The organism is Shewanella sp. 4_MG-2023 (assembly GCF_030548015.1).
Lineage (GTDB): Bacteria > Pseudomonadota > Gammaproteobacteria > Enterobacterales > Shewanellaceae > Shewanella.
On the sequence record NZ_JAUORL010000011.1, the window covers coordinates 113,930 to 131,357 of the forward strand.

Below are 17,428 nucleotides of genomic sequence, written 5' to 3' on the forward strand. Positions count from 1 at the left end.
TGCGGTGATATTTTCAACAATGCTTTATTAAATTTCAATTATGTTTTCAGTTAATGAATTTAGCTGAACTGTATTTCATTCCATAACAACAATAACGAGGAAGATTTGAAGTTACGTAACCTTATTCCATTGACTCTGTTAGCAGTGTCAATGTCAGCCATATCAGCTGACAACATTAAGCCGTTATTGCTTGATGATATTATGCGCTTTGAGACCTTACAGACTCCCGTTATCTCTGAAAATGGCACAGTGTTAGCGGTTGAGGCTATGCCAGATCGCGGTAATAGCCGCGCTTTAGTCAATCAAGTGGCTACACAAAAGCAGTATCAAATTGATGGTGGCTCTGATGTTAAAGTCAGCGCAAATGGTGATTATGTGATTGCCACTATTGCGCCGAGCTTATTAGAAAAAGAAACCCTCAAAAAGTCTGAGCTTAGTGCAGGGCTTAGCTTACTGAATACCAAAACAGGTAACCAGCAACAGTTTAAGCGGGTTAAACAAGCTGAGTTTAGTACCAAAGGTGATTATTTAGCGGTTTGGTTTGATATTGATGACACTAAAGAAGATGGCAAAGAGGACGCTGAAGAAACGAGCATTAATGGCGCAGATAAAGGCAGTGGTTTTAAGCTCATTCAACTCGCCACCAATACTTTTCAGGAGTTTGACCATGTTACTCAATTTAACTTTGACCGCTCAGGTAACCAATTTGTGGTTGCCATTAATGATATTGCTGCCAAGCAGCATGTGATTAAAAAGGTCGATTTAATCACTAATACTCTAACGCAAGTTTATAAGTCAGACGGTTATCAAGTGGCAGAGCTGAGTTTATCTGATGATGGCAACTGGCTTGGCTTTACCCAAGGGGATGCAAGTGTAGAGCGTGATGAGCGAGAGTATCAACTGAAGCTTTTGGCTCTAGAGTCTCTTAAGCTCAAACAGGTGCCAACAGATGATGACTGGACTTTGAATCAGCATTCAAAAATTTTCTTTTCTGAAGATAGCTTAAGGCTATTTATTGGCCGCGTACCGCAAGTAGATAAAGCCCTGACACTGGCATCAATAGAGTCTGAAGCCGATTTATTTGACCAACAAATTGTTACCGGACTTCGTGATTTAAAAGTGTGGCATGGTGACGACCCAAAAATAAAACCTCATGAAGTAAAACAATATGCCAAAGAGTTAAAGCGCACTTATCTTGCTGTGATGCACGTTAATGCTAACCGTATAGTGCAACTGGCGGATAAAGCCGTACCGGATGTGCACTATGGTGAACAAAAGCGTTATTTATTAGCTACCTCAGATGTGCCTTATCAAAAAATGATCACCTGGGCAGGTTTTTATCAAGATGTCTATCTAGTGGATTTAAATACTGGCCGTAAGCTGCAAATTTTAACTCAACATGCCTCAAGTGAAATGCCAAGCTTGTCTCCTAATGGGCGTTTTGTGGCGTATTATCAACAAGGCGGACTGTTTTTGTATGATATTGCTAATGCCAGAAAACACAGTTTAACCAAAGATATCGCTATTAGCTTTGCAAATGAAGACCATGATTATCCCAGTAATGCGCCAAGTTATGGCTTAGGGCCTTGGCTAGCCGATGATTCAGGCATTATTGGCTATGACAAATATGATGTGTGGCAATTTAGCAGCTCATCGTTTGACGGCTTTATGTTGTCTGCGGGTGAAGGACGTAAAAATCGTCAGCAGTTTAGATTGGCAGGGTTATATGCAACGTCAGATATGCCTGCTGTCATTGAGCAGCAGCAAGCGCTGCTATTGCACGGTTATAATGAACACACCAAAGCTGACAGTTTTTATCGCGCCACTGTTGGCGTCCCAGGAGTGACGTTGCAACTTGAAACCGAGGCAAAATTGACGGTACTTGCCCGCAGTAAAAATAGCGACACAATGGTGTTTTCTAAGCAGCGTTATGATCTTTACCCTGATTTATACACCTCAAGTGTGAATACGCCTAATGAAGCCAGCCAACAAACTGACTTAGATAGTCAGCGAGATGATTTTAATTGGGGCGCTGCAGAATTGGTGCGTTGGCGTGATGGTGATGGCCGCCCAGCTGATGGCGTACTGATTAAGCCCACGAATTATCAAGCCGGTAAACAGTATCCGGTTATGGTGTATTTCTATCGCTTTATGAGCGATCGTTTGCATTCATTCCCGCATATGGCAATTAATCATCGACCAAACTTTGCTTGGTATGCAGATAATGGCTATGCCATTTTCTTACCTGACATTCGTTTTGAAGTAGGTTACCCGGGGATCTCGTCAGTAAAGGCATTAACTGCTGGCGTTCAAAAAATCATTGATATGGGCGTTGCCGACCCAGATGCCATTGGTATTCAAGGCCATTCATGGGGCGGTTATCAAACCGCTTTCGCTGTGACCCAAACCAATATCTTTAAAGCAGCGGTTACCGGTGCGCCCGTGTCGAACATGACTAGTGCTTATAGCGGCATTCGTCATGGCTCTGGCCTTGCTCGTCAATTTCAGTATGAAACAGGTCAAAGCCGAATTGCTGAAAGTTTGTTTAAGTCGCCGCAAAAGTACATTGAAAACTCACCGGTGTTTTATGCTGAACGCATTCAAACTCCAATGATGATTATGTTTGGTGATAAAGATGATGCGGTGCCGTGGGAGCAAGGCGTGGAGCTATATCTTGCCATGCGCAGAACCGGTAAAGATGTGGTGTTTTTACAATATGAAGATGAACCACATCATTTGAAAAAGTACCCTAATAAACTAGATTACACCATTCGAATGAAGCAGTATTTTGACCATTATTTAAAAGGCGTTGCAGCGCCTAAGTGGTTAAAAGAAGGTGAGGCGTATCGAGAATATAACCAAGATTAACGATTACAATTCAATCTAATATTGAACTAAAAATGCCACTGATAGCGATATACAGTGGCATTTTTTATGGGTTCAGCTGAGCGGTTACTGTTCTGAAGTTATTGCTGTTTCTATGCCTTGCTCTGCGGGAATTGAACTGGTTTGTATCGCGTTAAGATCGGTTTCAGTTTGAGGTGCGATAGCGATAATCGGTATTTGCAGAAATTGCTCATAGGTTTCTTGCCCCCAAGCAATCAGCTCACCATCTTTAAATAACAGCGGCGTGCATTCATCTTTAGTGGTTTGACCGTCGGAGGTGACATGGTGAGTGCGGTAAAACATAATTTGAAAGCTGCCATCAGATGATGCTTTGGCCTCTGAAAAATCGGCTCGGCCCATTAGTTGCCTAATGCTATCAATAGTTTGGCCAATTATAATTTCGCTAAGCATTTTATGGTTAAACTCTTGGCGTTCTTGCCAGCTGCGATCTTCTGGCCGAGTCTCGTAGACAAATATAACGAAAATAACAAAAGTGACATATGCAATAAAGATGGTTGCGATTAAATATGACACTTTAGATTTCATCAGGCGATTCCTTGCTTCATTAATGGTTAGCTAACTACTCTAAACTGCTTGAGGTTAATGTTTAGCGGCATATGGCATTGCAGTTGCGCCAATTTATAACTGATTCTTGCCATCTCTTTGCCCTCTGATAATTTTAGCGCTTGTTTCGCACCAAGATTATCCAGTGACTGGTATAAGTTTGCCAAGCTTCTAAACTTGTTTAATAAATCCGCTGCTGATTTTGGCCCAATACCGGTAATACCAGGAACTTTATTCCCCGCGTCTCCCGCAAGCGCGATAAAGTCTAAAATTTGATTTTGCTGCACGGCGAGCTTTTTCTCTAAGGCTTTTATATCAAAATATTGCTGCTTGAAATGATCCCAAATAACAATATTGCTATGCATCAGTTGCCCAAACCCTTTGTCGGTTGACACTATGATGGCCTGACCGTTATTTTCAGCAATTTTAGTGGCCAAGGTGGCAATCACATCATCGGCCTCTGAAATGGCATCATGGGATTGAACATGTTCAATGGCCAGAGCGGTTTTGATATCTTCAAGGCCAGCCTTTAAAGCGATAGGCATAGGCTTACGGCCTTTTTTATAATCAGGGTAGAGCTGTTTACGCCACGATTCTTCATCACCGTCCCACACCATAATGGCATGAGTTGGTTGGTGATGTTTAAGTAATTTTTTACATGCTGACAGTGTGCGCTCTTTAACACTGACGATATCCGTTTCATCTGGCAATACCGCATGAATACGCCTAACAAGATTAAGGCCATCGATAATGAGTAATTTATTCATGGTTTTCTTTTCGTTTGCAGTAAGGTCGCTCACATTGAGCCACTGTATGATTTAATTATAAATTAACCGTCCTTGAGCTTAAACCTTACGGCTTGTTTTTAACAGTGGAATCAATGGCTATTTAAGCGCTACTTGATTAAAAAGCAAGATGTAGACGGCAAAGTAAAGCAATATAACATGTGCTATTTTTTATTATTGATGCGATAGCAAGGAGTATATTCGCTGCCTGGCAGTTTCATTCTTTGTTGCGTTACGAACGCAGCAAGCAGTTTATCCATCATGGTCATCAGCCGCTCATCACCACTTATCTCAAATGGACCTAAGTCTTCAATAAGTTTAATGGTCTCACTTTTGACATTACCGGCAACAATGCCTGAAAACGCCCGCCGTAAACTGGCCGCTAACTCAGCTTTGTTCGGATGAAAAAACAGGTGCAGGTTTTTCATGACCTCGTGATTTGGCTCAAAAGGCAGTTGAAATTCAGGTTCTATTTTCAGCGCCCACTGGTATTGGTAAGCATCACCAAGTTGTTTACGCATGGCTTTTACATCGCTCATGCCTTGTTTCATCAGCTGCGCTACCTTTACAGGATCATCAATAATGATTTGGTATTTATCTCGGGCCTGCTGACCAAGGGTAGCGCCGATAAAGTCATCTATTTCAGTGAAGTAGTCCGCACTTTGTTTAGGGCCGGTTAAAATCAGTGGAAAGGGCAGCTGGGCATTGGCGGGATTAAGCAAAATACCCAAAATATAAAGCAGCTCTTCAGCGGTGCCAGCGCCGCCGGGAAAGATAACAATACCATGGCCTAAACGGACAAAGGCCTCTAAGCGTTTTTCGATATCTGGCATTATCACCAGCTCATTGACTATTTGATTCGGGGGCTCTGCAGCAATAATACTGGGCTCGGTTAAGCCAATATAGCGGGCATCTTTAATGCGCTGTTTGGCATGACCAATGGCGGCGCCTTTCATTGGGCCTTCCATTGCGCCTGGACCACAACCGGTGCAAATATCTAACGCTCTTAACCCCAACTCATAGCCTACTTCACGGGTGTATTGATACTCTATGGGGTTAATGCTGTGTCCGCCCCAACACACTATGACATTAGGATCGATCATCGGTGAAATGACTCTGGCATTACGCAAGATATCAAATACCACATTGGTAATGTGGCTGGCATTGGTGAGATTGATGTGCTTTAGATTGTCATATTTATTGTCGATATAGACGATATCGCGAAGCACAGCAAAAAGATGTTCTTGGATCCCTGCAATGATTTCACCATCAACGAAGGCTTGTGTTGGCGGGTTGATGAGCTCTAGTAATAAGCCGCGTTCACGTTGCAGCACATTGATATGAAAATTGGCGTAGCGCTTGAATAAAGCGTCAGAATTATCACTTTTTAAACCGGAGGCAAGCACTGCCAGTGAGCAGTTTCGCAGTAGTTGGTATAACTCATTTTTAGCACTTTGCTTGAGGCGATCAACCTCCATTTGCGAAAGTTGATCTAAGCTGCCTCTAGGGCTGATCTTTATTATCATATGCAACTCCTTGGTAGAGTTGCAGTAGATACTAGATATCGATTACAACTCTATCTCGACCATTATTTTTGGCTTTATAAAGTGCAGCATCAGCACGTTCAAAGGTTTCTTCGATACGTTCGTTTTCCATGACCTGAGCTGCACCTATGGATAATGTCACAGTAATTCTCTGATTTTTAAACTTAAATGGAATATTCTTAATTTTATCTTTGACCCGATTTAACAATAGACCAATATGCTCTTCATTGACATCTGGTAGCAATAAAACAAATTCTTCGCCGCCATAACGGGCAACAAACTCACTTTCTCTAAGGGAGTTTTTTAGCGCCATGGAAATGACTTGCAGGGTTTTATCACCGGTACTATGACCAAAACTGTCATTGACTGTCTTAAAGTAATCAATATCAGTTACCGCCACCCATAATGGACTATTAAAGCGTTTATGGTTTCTATACTCTTGCTCCATTCTATCTTCTAATGCAGCACGATTTGGCAGTTGGGTTAATGGGTCTAATAGGTTGAGTTTTTGATGCTCAAACAGTTTTTCTTTGTAGCTGTTGGCTTCTTTAGTAATAGAGCTTAGCTCTTTTTTCATCGACTCAACGGATTTACGTAGCAGTGATTGCTCACGAGTTTCAAGGGCTTCTTTACGGTTTAATGCATCTCGTAATGAAGCAAGTTGGACGGTCAGCTCAGTTTTTAGCGCGATGATATCATCGACGTCATCGACAATACCGTCAGCATTATCAACCCGCAGGTTAATTTCTTTATTAAGCTGAGTTTTAATTTGTTGTGAACGCTCGTTATTGTTTGCAGTATTATTGACCACATCACGAACTATGCTAATCGCATCATTTAAGGTATACAGAAAATCCTGAGAGGCGGTTTTTTCTCGGGCAATGTTATTCAGTAAAAAGCTCAGTATTGTTTGATATGACTCAAGTAAAGTATTGAGCTTAATATCACCCATAAGCACTTCTTTCATGACCAGAATTTGATCACGTTGCTCTTTTCTGAATTCTATCTCAGATATTTTTTGGGCTAACTCTTTTGCTAAAATTAAGTGTTGAGGCAAAATGACATGGTCATCAGCATTGGCAAACTTTTGCTGAAGAATTTGCTCGTAAAAGCCGATAACTTGTTCCACCTTAGGAATATATTCCCAAATGGTATGGATCGGCTTATTAAGATCTTTTTTAAAGTAATTAATTTCTTTTTTGATTTCATCAGGGGCAGAATCAACCCGCTGAATCTGGCTGATCACCCGGGACAGGCTGTTGCGACTCTCTTCAAGGCTAGTCATTGTTTGGCTATATTGTGCCTTTAATAACCGCTCAATACCCACCAATTCAGGCAAGGCTTCATCTATTTGCTCAAAACCCTGTAAATGATGTCTCAGTTTGGCAAGGCGATTATCTAATTCAAGATTTTGGCCCTTGCACGCTAAGCTTAAGTGTCCTAAAAATTGAATTAAGGTGCGTAATTTTTCACTACGATCATCATGAATTTCTTCGATAGCTAATTTAGCGGCGTTGAGCTTTTGTTTTAATAATGAAACTTGTGACACCGCTGCTGAAGAGTCTTGCATGCTGTAAGCCTTCTTTGAGAAAAATAAATTTGTTATTAGTCCAATTAACTATATTGGATAACAATACCACTAATTACTTGTTTACACACAATTTTTGTTTGCTTTTTTGATATATATCATTGACTTGTGTGTTATTTGAGCGTAAATCACGTGAGTTGTTAACTCAACCGGTTGGCCACTTAATATCGGCAGCTTGACGATTTGTTTCAGCCCTAATTATGCCTCTTTGCAGTGCATGGGTTAAATTTAAATACAAGGGTTTAAAAAATATCGCCGCAGGGGCAAAATTTAAGCTGCGAATACTGACATAGGTTTGATCCTCATTGAGGCTTTTTGCCGCCGCGAGGGCATATTGCACCGTTTCATATTGTAATTGTGCCGTTAATCTTACATCCGGATTGGCCAGTAATGGCAAGTTAACGTGGCCCATAATGGCGTGTAATGGCTGCTCACTAATATCTGAAAAATTAGGTATATTGCTTTTATTGGCAATGGTGATTGCAGCTAGCTGTGCTTGTAAGTTGGTTAATGTTTGCTGGGCTGATAACTCGTCTGAGAAACATAAGCCAAATTCACCCGGCTTGATGATGAACACTTCACAATGTAAATCCAGTTCTAATTGTTTACTAAGGGATACTGTAATCGCCTTATATTCAGATAAACCCAGATCAATATCAATATCAGCCAGGGCGCGTATATTCACTAAAGCCAGCGTTTTGGGTGAACGGGCACTTGAAAGTAAATTAATTAAGGCCTGGTAACCATTCAGTTGTGTCAGTGGTTCTTGTACGGATAACTGTCGTAAGGTTTGGCAGGTTTGTTTGGCACGATTTAATTTTTTTAGGCTGACAAACCATAAAAAGGCAAAGATAAATATCACCGCAAACAGGATTATAATAGCCTTTTGCTGGTCCTTGTTATCACCCATGTAGTGAGTGAGTTTTTGCTGTAAATTTCTAATTTCTAATTTGAATTTTTCTTCGTTTAAGCTTGAATGAACCATGTCATTGACTGGTGACTCTTGTTCACTTTGGCTAATGGCAACCATTTTATCCATTACCTCAAGGGTAGAGGAAATGTCATCCACTTTACGATAAGCAACGGAAAGGTATTCTAAGGCTTCTTTTTGGGCATCAATCAGTTGTTTTGATTCTGCTATCTCTAGCGCTGCCTCAGCATGTGTAATGGTTTGCTGCCATTGCTGCTGTTTTGAGCTTACCTGAGCAAACAATAACTCGTTATACACTAAGTAGTGTAATACCTTTCTGGCTTTAAAAATTTCATTGGCCATGGTCAAGTAATTGAGGGATGACTGATAATCATCTAAATAAAAGTAGGCTTCGCCGATATTATGAAAGTTAAGGGCTTGACCAATGAGATGACCATTTTGTTGATCAATTTGTTGGGCATTAAGGTAGTAATCAATAGCTTTATTCCATTGTTTTTGCATGCCATAAACCATGGCTATGACTGTTAGGGCCTTTGATTGGAAGGCTTGTTGTCCTAGCTGCTGAAAACTAATGGCGGCATTGTTGGCATTTTTTAGGGCTTCATCCCATTGGCCTAGATCTCGATATAATCGTGATAACTGAAATTGAGTGTGTGCATGTAGCACTGGGGTGTCTAATCGACTGGTAATACGAAATGCTTCGTTATAGTGCTGTAATGCCTTCGCCAGTTGCTGCTTATTAACATAGAACTTACCTAAAGCGGTTTCAGCTTGGGCAATGAAATAATCCACCCGCATTTGGTAGGCAAGGTCACGATACTGTTTGTAGTGATACATGGCTTGGGTATCTTGTTTTAGCAAGCTATTCATGATGCTTAAATAACCTTGTAACACAAATTTAAAGGTCATGGCTTCGCTGTCGTTGAGTGAGGCTATTTTGTTTAATGCCTCTTTGAACAGAATGATACTTTGCTGATATTGCTGATCCTCTCTTCCTCTTATTCTTCCTTCTAAGAGTAAAATTTTTGCTTCATCTAGCGGGCTAATAGCGATTGATTCAAGTTGCCTGGTTAATAAGCGGGCATGACTGACTTCATTAGGGGCTGTGATGGTTGATTGTAAATATAATCTTGCTAGGGTCGCTAAATCTCTTTGTAATTGCTTAGGTTGGTATTTTAACTCTTCAGCCAGTTGTTCAAATTGCTGGCGGTTGTTAAATGATAATGGGAAGTTGGTTTTTTTCTGCAGTTGCTCAAACAACTGAACTGGGCGTTCATTAAACTCAATTTCAGCTTCGATAAAGGTATCCGCAACAACAGGAAAGGCCGACAGTAATATTAAGCTGAGTAAACCACTGATGAGTTTTCGCATGAAGAATGAGCAACCTTATTATAATTTTTGTAAGCTTTTATTGTTACTAGGTGAGTGAACTCACTGTACTTGTTATACTGCGCGCCTTAAGGGAAGAAATTTAATTACAAGTCCTTAAAAACATAACAAGAATAATAACAGAAGGAATCGAGAGTGAAAGCCAAAAAATTGACTATTTTATCTGCCAGCTTACTTTTTAGCGCCAGCAGCCTTGCCCAAGTTAGTTACCAAATCGATTTGACTCAGCCACAGCACCATTTAGCCCAAGTGAATGTTAGTTTCCCTACATCTTCAGCTGAGAATTTAACGGTCAATTTACCCGTTTGGCGTACGGGAAAATATGCAGTGCTGCCGTTAGCTGATGGGGTTCGCTCATTTACAGCAACAGATGAACAGGGCCAAGCGTTACCATGGCAGCGTACTGAGACGGGGGAATGGCAAGTGAATTTGTCAAAACCGACTGCAGTTAATGTCAGCTATCAGTTGTATGCCAATGATTTAGGTACTCGAGTGCGTCATATTGATAGCTCACATGCTTATATCGATGCCAGTGGGGTGTTTATGTATAGCCCAGAGTTTCGTGATGACAATGTGTTGGTTTCAATGAATGTGCCCCAAGGCTGGAACAGTTATTCAGGTATGGCACAGGGCAGCAAAGCCCATTCATTTATTGCTGATAACTATGATGTGTTAATTGACTCGCCAATTGAAACCGGTGAAAACGCCCATTATCGCTTTACAGCTGACGGTCGTGAATATGAACTGGTTTTTTGGGGTGAAGGTAATTACGATGCTCAGCAAATCGTTACAGATTTAACCAAAATCAGCAGCCAAGCTGAGGTGATTTGGGATGACTACCCGTTTGAGCGTTATGTGTATATGGTGCATGCCACTAGTGGCGCACGAGGCGCCACTGAGCATTTAAATTCAACCATTATTCAATTGCCACGCTTTAACTTTAGAGAACGTAAAGATTACCTGCGCTTTATCAGCACAGCATCTCACGAGTTTATCCATACTTGGAATGTCAAAGCTTATCGCCCACAGGGCCTAGTGCCTTATGATTACCAAAATGCCAGCATGACAGAGTTATTATGGATGGCTGAAGGCTCAACCAGTTATTTTCAAAATCAGTTATTATTGCGAGCCGATGTCATTACCCCGAAAGAGTTTTTTGCCGATTTAGCCAAACGGATAAATAACAACCTGCATAAACCGGGTCGTGAAATACAATCGGTTGCGCAAGCCAGTTTAAATGAGTGGACCAATACTGGCGGTGATTATGCCATTAACCATGGGGTCAATATCTATTCTGAAGGCTACTTGGCGTCGTTGTCACTGGATTTTAATTTATTGAAAGACACCCAGTTAGCGCATTCGTATCGTGATGTTCATCGTCAATTATACCGTGACCATAAACTGCCTAAAGGCTATAGCGTTGATGATGTAAAAGGTATTTTAAAGACGCTGGCAGGTAAAGATTATCAGCCTTGGTGGCAGCAGCATATTACCCAGCCATTCAGCTTAGATTTTGATACCTTACTGGCACAAGCGGGTTTAGCGATATCCTATGGCAAAGAGCCAAAGTCGACTGTTTACAGCGGTATGACGTTATCGGGTCAGCATGATGATTTAACACTATCCCATGTCAGCCGTAACAGCCCTGCATGGTTGGCGGGTATTGTTGCTGGCGATGAAGTGGTAGCCATTAACGGTTTAAAAGTCACTGCCGCGGGCTTTAAAAAGCGCTTAGAAGATTTCAGCCCGCAAGACACCATTAACGTAAGCCTGTTTAATAACGACACCTTAAAGCAGCTTGAGTTAACCTTAGATGAGCAACCTAAAGGTGAGCTAGCCATAATCGGTGTTGATTCACCAACGGCTGCACAAAAGGCCTTTCTTAAAGCTTGGTTAGGCATTGACTGGCCATTTGATGAGCAAGGTGAGTTTGCTAAATAAGCTAGTAAATTAATAGTTTTAATCAATTTTTTGATTAAAAGCATAGAAAGTTGCTACAAAAAAGCCCAATAGAAATAAATTCTGTTGGGCTTTTAAATTTGATTAAACCACTAAAGTGAAGTTACAAATTTAGATATTTTCTTCAATAGGCCCTAATGCCTGTTTCATCGCATTAATAAATGCGACTAGCTCGCCGCCCATTAATGCAAAATCGGCATCCAGTTTCGCCAAGGGATCTTCTGTGCCCACATCATCGGTAGCAGCTCTAAATTCTTCAGAGAACTTAAGGCGCTTAACGCTGGCATCAGACTGTAATAAAAACGCAATCGACTTAGCAAAATGCAATGACAGTTTATGTACTTGTTTGCCGGTCGCTAAATGGGCTAATACTTCATCTTCTTGCAGTACTTGCTGCTTAAAGCGCACAATGCCGCCTTCATCTGAATCAGACTTAAGCTCAGCTTCATCTTGCATTTCAAAAGGTTGTGGTGATGCGCCGTTTCTTAACCATTCGGTTAACGTGGTTTCAACTGGCGTAGTAAAGTGCAGCGGCACAACCGGTAGGCTGCCTAAGGCTTTGCGTAATAAAGCTAATAATTCTTCAGCTTTAGTGGCGCTTGAGCTGTCCACTAAAATCATTTCTAACTCAGGCATGATTAACGCATGGGTTTGACTACGACGAGAAAAAGCACGAGGCAATAGCGTCATGGTTATTTCTTCTTTCATCGCATCTTTTTCTTTCTTGGTCACTTTGCGGCTTTCTTGATCTTCTATTAACGCTACTTTTTCATCAAGCGCTTCTTTGATCACTTGGCCAGGCAGGATCTTTTCTTCTTTAGTGACACAAATTAAATGACGGTTTTCAGCGCTGTGAACTAATGCTTGGCCTTTTTTACCCAATGCATTAGAAAAACCAAACTTACTGATGTCTTGGCTTGAGCATGGTGAAAAGGTGAAGTCAGCTAATGCTGTTTCAAGTGCCTCTGTATCGGTACTGAAAGGCTTATTAAAACGATATAGGGTGAGATTTTTAAACCACATGAAAGACACTCTTCGAAAATTAAAAATGCAGTTTACGGTATCGTGGCGCTGGGGTAAACCACCATCCCCAATCTGTTTGATTGTCGTGATAGCAGAATTCATCAAATTGTCACAAAAGGCCAATCACTAATATTACCTTTATATTTCAGTGTGTTGAGCGTTTTGTTTTGTTATTAAATTAGTTTGTTCTAAATAAAAGTCCTGTTTTGAAATATTTCTGCAACAAAAGGTGTGCAATATTCGCCTCGTTCCCAAGCTATTAGGTAGCAGGTTTCTGCTCGTTCCAACTGATTAGCTGCACAGAAAAAGGTGTAAAACACCAACTATTAAGTCTAAAGGATGAAATGATGAACACTTTTTATAAAACGCTAGTTGCTTCTGCTATTGCTGCTGCCACGCTTTCAACCGCTCAAGCGGCAGAGCCACTTGAAATTTACGGTAAGCTCAATGTTTCAATTCAATCAAATGATGACGGTTCAGGTTCAGAAACACGAGTGCAAAGCAATGCATCACGATTTGGTGTGAAAGGCGCTTTCGAATTAAACAGTTCTTTAGAAGCGTTTTATACTATCGAATATGAAGTGGCAACTGACTCAGACAGCTCAAACAACTTCAAAGCCCGTAATCAGTTTGTTGGCCTAAAAGGCGACTTTGGTTCATTCGCGGTGGGCCGTAACGACACTATGCTGAAAAAGTCGCAGGGCAAAGTCGACCAGTTTGGTGATTACTCAGGCGATTTGAAAAACTTATTTGCTGGTGAAAACCGTATAGCAGAAACCGCAACTTACTTAACGCCTAAGTTTGGTGACTTCCAAGCGGGCGTGACTTACGCTGCATCAGGTGACAGTAAGCAAGCAGATGAGGATGGTTTCAGTATCGCTGCAATGTACGGTGACTCAGGGCTGAAGAAAACCCCAATTTATGCATCGGTTGCCTATGATGCTGAAGTTGCAGGTTATGATATTGTTCGTGGTACAGTACAAGGTAAAGTCGCAGGTTTTGTACTTGGCGGTATGTACCAACAAGAAGAAAAAGTCGATAGCGGTGATAGCAAAGATGGCTACTTACTCAGCGCTGCTTATAAAATTGACAGCGTGACCCTAAAAGCCCAATACCAAGACATGGAAGATAAAGGCGATTCATGGTCAATTGGCGCAGATTACTCACTAGGTAAGCCAACGAAGTTATTTGCTTTCTACACTGACCGTACTTCAATGGGTACAGTGGAAGATGCAGATGGTAATGATATGGATATCTCAATCGACGAAAGTTACTTTGCTGTAGGTATCGAAAACAAGTTCTAAGTATCGCTTTATTAAAAGCGGTTTAACCGAAAATGTGTGATACATAACAAAGGAGGCATATCGCCTCCTTTGTGTTTTTCAATACATTAATTATGGCGTAGCGTGATAGATTTATGACAAAAATATGATTTTAATTCCATTTAGGGCCTTGAGATCATATTTCTGTAATAAAACTGACCAATAATACTAACGCGGCAAACTACTCACAGATAATATTATGACAGCTAAGATTTTAATTGTAGAAGATGAGTCAGCCATTCGAGAAATGCTGACATTTGTTATGGAACAACACGGCTTTACTACAACGGCTGCTGAAGATTTTGATTCAGCAATAGACCTACTGCAAGAACCTTATCCAGATCTGATTTTATTAGACTGGATGTTCCCAGGTGGAAGTGGAATACAATTAGCTAAGCGTTTAAAGCAAGATGAGTTTACTCGTCAAATTCCTATCATCATGTTAACCGCTCGCGGTGAAGAAGAAGATAAGGTTAAGGGATTAGAAGTCGGTGCAGATGATTACATTACTAAACCGTTTTCACCAAAAGAGTTAGTGGCACGTATTAAGGCTGTGTTACGCCGTAGTGCGCCAACACGACTTGAAGAGCTTATCGATGTGCAAGGGTTACAATTAGATCCGGTAAGCCATCGTGTCTCTGTTGGTGAGTCAGTGCTAGAAATGGGCCCAACCGAGTTTAGGTTACTGCACTTTTTCATGACTCACCCTGAACGTGTCTATAGCCGTGAACAGCTATTAGACAATGTGTGGGGCACCAACGTCTATGTTGAAGATCGCACTGTCGATGTCCATATACGCCGCTTACGCAAAGCCGTTGAAGACTCAGGCCATGATAAACTGATTCAAACCGTTCGCGGTGCGGGATATCGTTTTTCAACCAGAATGTAATTACTCACTATCAGCCAAAGCCTAATATACTGTTGTATTTCACTTTTGTTGTTTAGGTAAATGTAAATATTGTTATTTATTTACAGTAATTTAAGTGTAATTCAACGGCTTGGCTATAGTCAGTAACATGGTTTTAAGTTATCTTGTGAACCATTATTTTTCGACCGACAATACGGTAAAAAATCTGCTTAAGATTTTTTACCATCATAATTAGGCCGCTTATGTTTCGAGCTTACTCAGGGTCCAGACTTCTCCTTCGCCTTGTGGGGATCTTGTTGATTTTTGCCATCATAGGCATGATCATCAATCAAGTTTATATGAGTATTATTGTCGGTTGTATTGCCCTTTTAGGCTGGCATTACCGCCAAATTACCCGCTTAAATTACTGGCTTTGGAAAGACCGCAAACTCACTCCACCTCAAGGCACTGGCAGTTGGGAAGGTATTTTCAATGGCATATACCGCCTGCAAGGTAAAAATCGTCGCCGAGTTGGCCAGTTAGCGTCAATTTTAGGCCGCTTTAGGCAAGGTGCTGAAGCCTTACCAGATGCTGCGGTCGTACTTGATTCTGAACTCAATATTTTATGGTGTAACAAACTGGCGCAACTGCTGCTGGGTTTTGTTTGGCCCCAAGATAGCGGTCAACGCATTGATAACCTCATCCGTCATCCTGATTTTTCGGCCTACCTTAAGTCTGGTAAATTTAACGAGCCATTAGAGCTACCCTCACCACTATCGGATCAACGCTTATTAGAAATACGCTTAATGAGCTATGGCGACAGACAGATGCTACTGATTGCCCGTGATATTACCCGCATTAATCAGTTAGAGGGTATGCGCAAAGAGTTTGTTGCTAATGTATCCCATGAGCTAAAAACCCCGCTTACCGTACTGCAAGGTTATCTTGAGATCATGCAAAGCATGGAAGAGCCTGACAGCATGAACCATAAGCCACTTAAATTGATGCAGCAGCAAACTAGGCGAATGCAATCAATGGTGGAGCAGTTATTAGTGTTATCGCGTATTGAAGATGGGGCTGATATTGATTTAGAAAAAACCATCAATATGCAGGTCATGTTGGATATTTTAAAAGATGAAGCCTCGGCATTGGCAATGGATCAATACCAGCTTGAGTTCATTTGTGAGGATAATTTAAATTGTCACGGTAACGAAGTGCAATTGCGAAGCGCCTGTACTAACTTGATTTCAAATGCGATTCGTTACACAGAGCCAGGCGGCAAAATTACCATTCGCTGGGAGTTAGTCCCAAGCGGCGCTAAATTTAGCGTAACCGATACCGGCCTTGGGATAGCGCCACATCATATAAGCCGCTTAACCGAACGTTTTTATCGGGTTGATAATGCCCGCTCCAGTAAAACTGGTGGTAGTGGTTTAGGGCTAGCGATTGTAAAGCATGCGCTTAATCATCATTACAGTGAGTTGCACATTACCAGTGAGTTAGAAAAGGGCAGTTGTTTTAGCTTTATTATTCCAGCACATTTGGTGATTAAGGGGTAATGACTTTCCCCTAAATTTTTAGCATTAAAAAAGCAGACATCAATGTCTGCTTTTTTGTTTGTGTGACTTGTTGTGATAGCTGGTAAATTGCTGGTTCTGACAAGCTTTTGGACAGAAATCATTTAGAGCTAAAACTCTGAAAGCAACGACTTCCATTAGGTAAAGTATGGTGACCTGATATGTGGTAACGACCAAAGCAACGGCCGCACGTTAGTGCGTCAGATTGCCTTTGTTTGTTAGCTTTTGATGTGTGGGATTTTTACTGCCAGAAGTAATTTTAAATGCTTTTCGGTGCTCTTGCTGACAGATTCGCTCACCACACACCCTTTCCAGTTTATATCAAAAGCGTCATGGCTCTTCCATTTTTCATACGCATCTTGCATATTTCTATCATCACTTAGCCACATTGATGCCAGCATCACCCTATAAATAGCGTTGGTTTTGCTTGCTGAGACAACTGGTTCTGACTCATCTATCTCTATCAGTCTTTTTGTGTCATTTCGTATCGATTTAATTGCAATACTTGAGTTAAAAGACCCTCGTGTCTTTCCTTGTCTTATCCGCTTTGCTTCTAAAAGAATAATTATATTTTCATTTTTTAACTTGATTGCAGCATCGAGCCTAGCTGACCGCTTTCGCTTTTTATGAAGGCATTGTACCTCAGTCCAAGCAACAACATTGTCATAACCAGATAAATTTTGCAGAGCTTCAATAAAAGTCAAAACATGATTAAATTCATGAATGCCGCCATTGCCTTTCCCTGGAAAATACTCAGACATTCTGTGTTCATGGATTTCATGGCACTTTATAACAGCCCTTTCTAGAAGCTTAACAACACTGCTCAATGAGTTCTCCTTAACGTGATAAGAAAGCTAACGCCCAATTAACGGGCTAAAAATTGTGGGCTAATATGGAGCGAAGCGAACAGCCCACTGTTTTAGTCCCGTTGAATTTCTTGTGTACGCCCAGCATGGGCATGAACTAATGAGGTGAAAGTCCTCTGTAGGAAGGTCACCGTTTATTAACATGCT

12 protein-coding genes are annotated in these 17,428 nt (G+C 41.2%); 5 read left to right on the top strand and 7 right to left on the bottom strand.

Annotation, left to right across the window (positions count from 1 at the left end; translation table 11 throughout):
• Positions 1 to 105 precede the first annotated feature (105 nt).
• Positions 106 to 2,868 carry a prolyl oligopeptidase family serine peptidase gene (locus tag Q4546_RS08440; RefSeq protein ID WP_102475387.1) on the top strand — a complete coding sequence of 921 codons (2,763 nt, stop codon included), beginning with the start codon at positions 106 to 108 and terminating at the stop codon, positions 2,866 to 2,868.
• A gap of 84 nt (positions 2,869 to 2,952) precedes the next feature.
• Here the strand turns inward: Q4546_RS08440 and Q4546_RS08445 are convergent, their stop codons facing one another.
• From Q4546_RS08445 to Q4546_RS08465, 5 genes are all read right to left on the bottom strand, one after another.
• A complete protein-coding gene (locus Q4546_RS08445; RefSeq protein ID WP_303446088.1) occupies positions 2,953 to 3,432 on the bottom strand; it encodes a DUF3192 domain-containing protein in 480 nt (159 codons plus the stop codon).
• Positions 3,433 to 3,458: 26 nt separating this feature from the next.
• The gene (gene xni, locus Q4546_RS08450) at positions 3,459 to 4,217 is read right to left on the bottom strand and encodes a flap endonuclease Xni (protein ID WP_303446089.1); all 759 of its coding nucleotides are present in this window, start codon (positions 4,215 to 4,217) and stop codon (positions 3,459 to 3,461) included.
• A 182-nt stretch (positions 4,218 to 4,399) separates the two neighbouring features.
• Positions 4,400 to 5,761, bottom strand: a complete 1,362-nt coding sequence (ppnN, locus tag Q4546_RS08455) for a nucleotide 5'-monophosphate nucleosidase PpnN (RefSeq protein WP_102439533.1) — start codon at positions 5,759 to 5,761, stop codon at positions 4,400 to 4,402.
• A gap of 31 nt (positions 5,762 to 5,792) precedes the next feature.
• Complete coding sequence (locus tag Q4546_RS08460; protein ID WP_102439534.1) at positions 5,793 to 7,349, bottom strand: GGDEF domain-containing protein; 1,557 nt, start codon at positions 7,347 to 7,349, stop codon at positions 5,793 to 5,795.
• Between the two features lie 163 nt (positions 7,350 to 7,512).
• Entirely contained in the window at positions 7,513 to 9,669 is a 2,157-nt protein-coding gene (locus Q4546_RS08465; RefSeq protein ID WP_102439535.1) for a tetratricopeptide repeat protein, read from the bottom strand.
• Between the two features lie 153 nt (positions 9,670 to 9,822).
• Here Q4546_RS08465 and Q4546_RS08470 point away from each other — a divergent pair, with 153 nt between their 5' ends.
• Entirely contained in the window at positions 9,823 to 11,628 is a 1,806-nt protein-coding gene (locus Q4546_RS08470) for a M61 family metallopeptidase (RefSeq protein WP_102439536.1), read from the top strand.
• 129 nt (positions 11,629 to 11,757) lie between these two features.
• Here the strand turns inward: Q4546_RS08470 and rdgC are convergent, their stop codons facing one another.
• On the bottom strand, positions 11,758 to 12,669 hold the full coding sequence (rdgC, locus tag Q4546_RS08475) for a recombination-associated protein RdgC (protein WP_102439550.1): 912 nt from the start codon (positions 12,667 to 12,669) through the stop codon (positions 11,758 to 11,760).
• A gap of 344 nt (positions 12,670 to 13,013) precedes the next feature.
• Between rdgC and Q4546_RS08480 the strand changes: the two genes are divergently transcribed.
• From Q4546_RS08480 to phoR, 3 genes are all read left to right on the top strand, one after another.
• On the top strand, positions 13,014 to 13,973 hold the full coding sequence (locus Q4546_RS08480; protein WP_303446090.1) for a porin: 960 nt from the start codon (positions 13,014 to 13,016) through the stop codon (positions 13,971 to 13,973).
• Positions 13,974 to 14,190: 217 nt separating this feature from the next.
• Complete coding sequence (phoB, locus tag Q4546_RS08485) at positions 14,191 to 14,880, top strand: phosphate regulon transcriptional regulator PhoB (protein WP_102439538.1); 690 nt, start codon at positions 14,191 to 14,193, stop codon at positions 14,878 to 14,880.
• A gap of 221 nt (positions 14,881 to 15,101) precedes the next feature.
• The gene (phoR, locus tag Q4546_RS08490) at positions 15,102 to 16,397 is read left to right on the top strand and encodes a phosphate regulon sensor histidine kinase PhoR (protein ID WP_102439539.1); all 1,296 of its coding nucleotides are present in this window, start codon (positions 15,102 to 15,104) and stop codon (positions 16,395 to 16,397) included.
• Between the two features lie 236 nt (positions 16,398 to 16,633).
• Here the strand turns inward: phoR and Q4546_RS08495 are convergent, their stop codons facing one another.
• Complete coding sequence (locus Q4546_RS08495) at positions 16,634 to 17,242, bottom strand: hypothetical protein (protein WP_102436783.1); 609 nt, start codon at positions 17,240 to 17,242, stop codon at positions 16,634 to 16,636.
• Between the last annotated feature and the right edge of the window lie 186 nt (positions 17,243 to 17,428).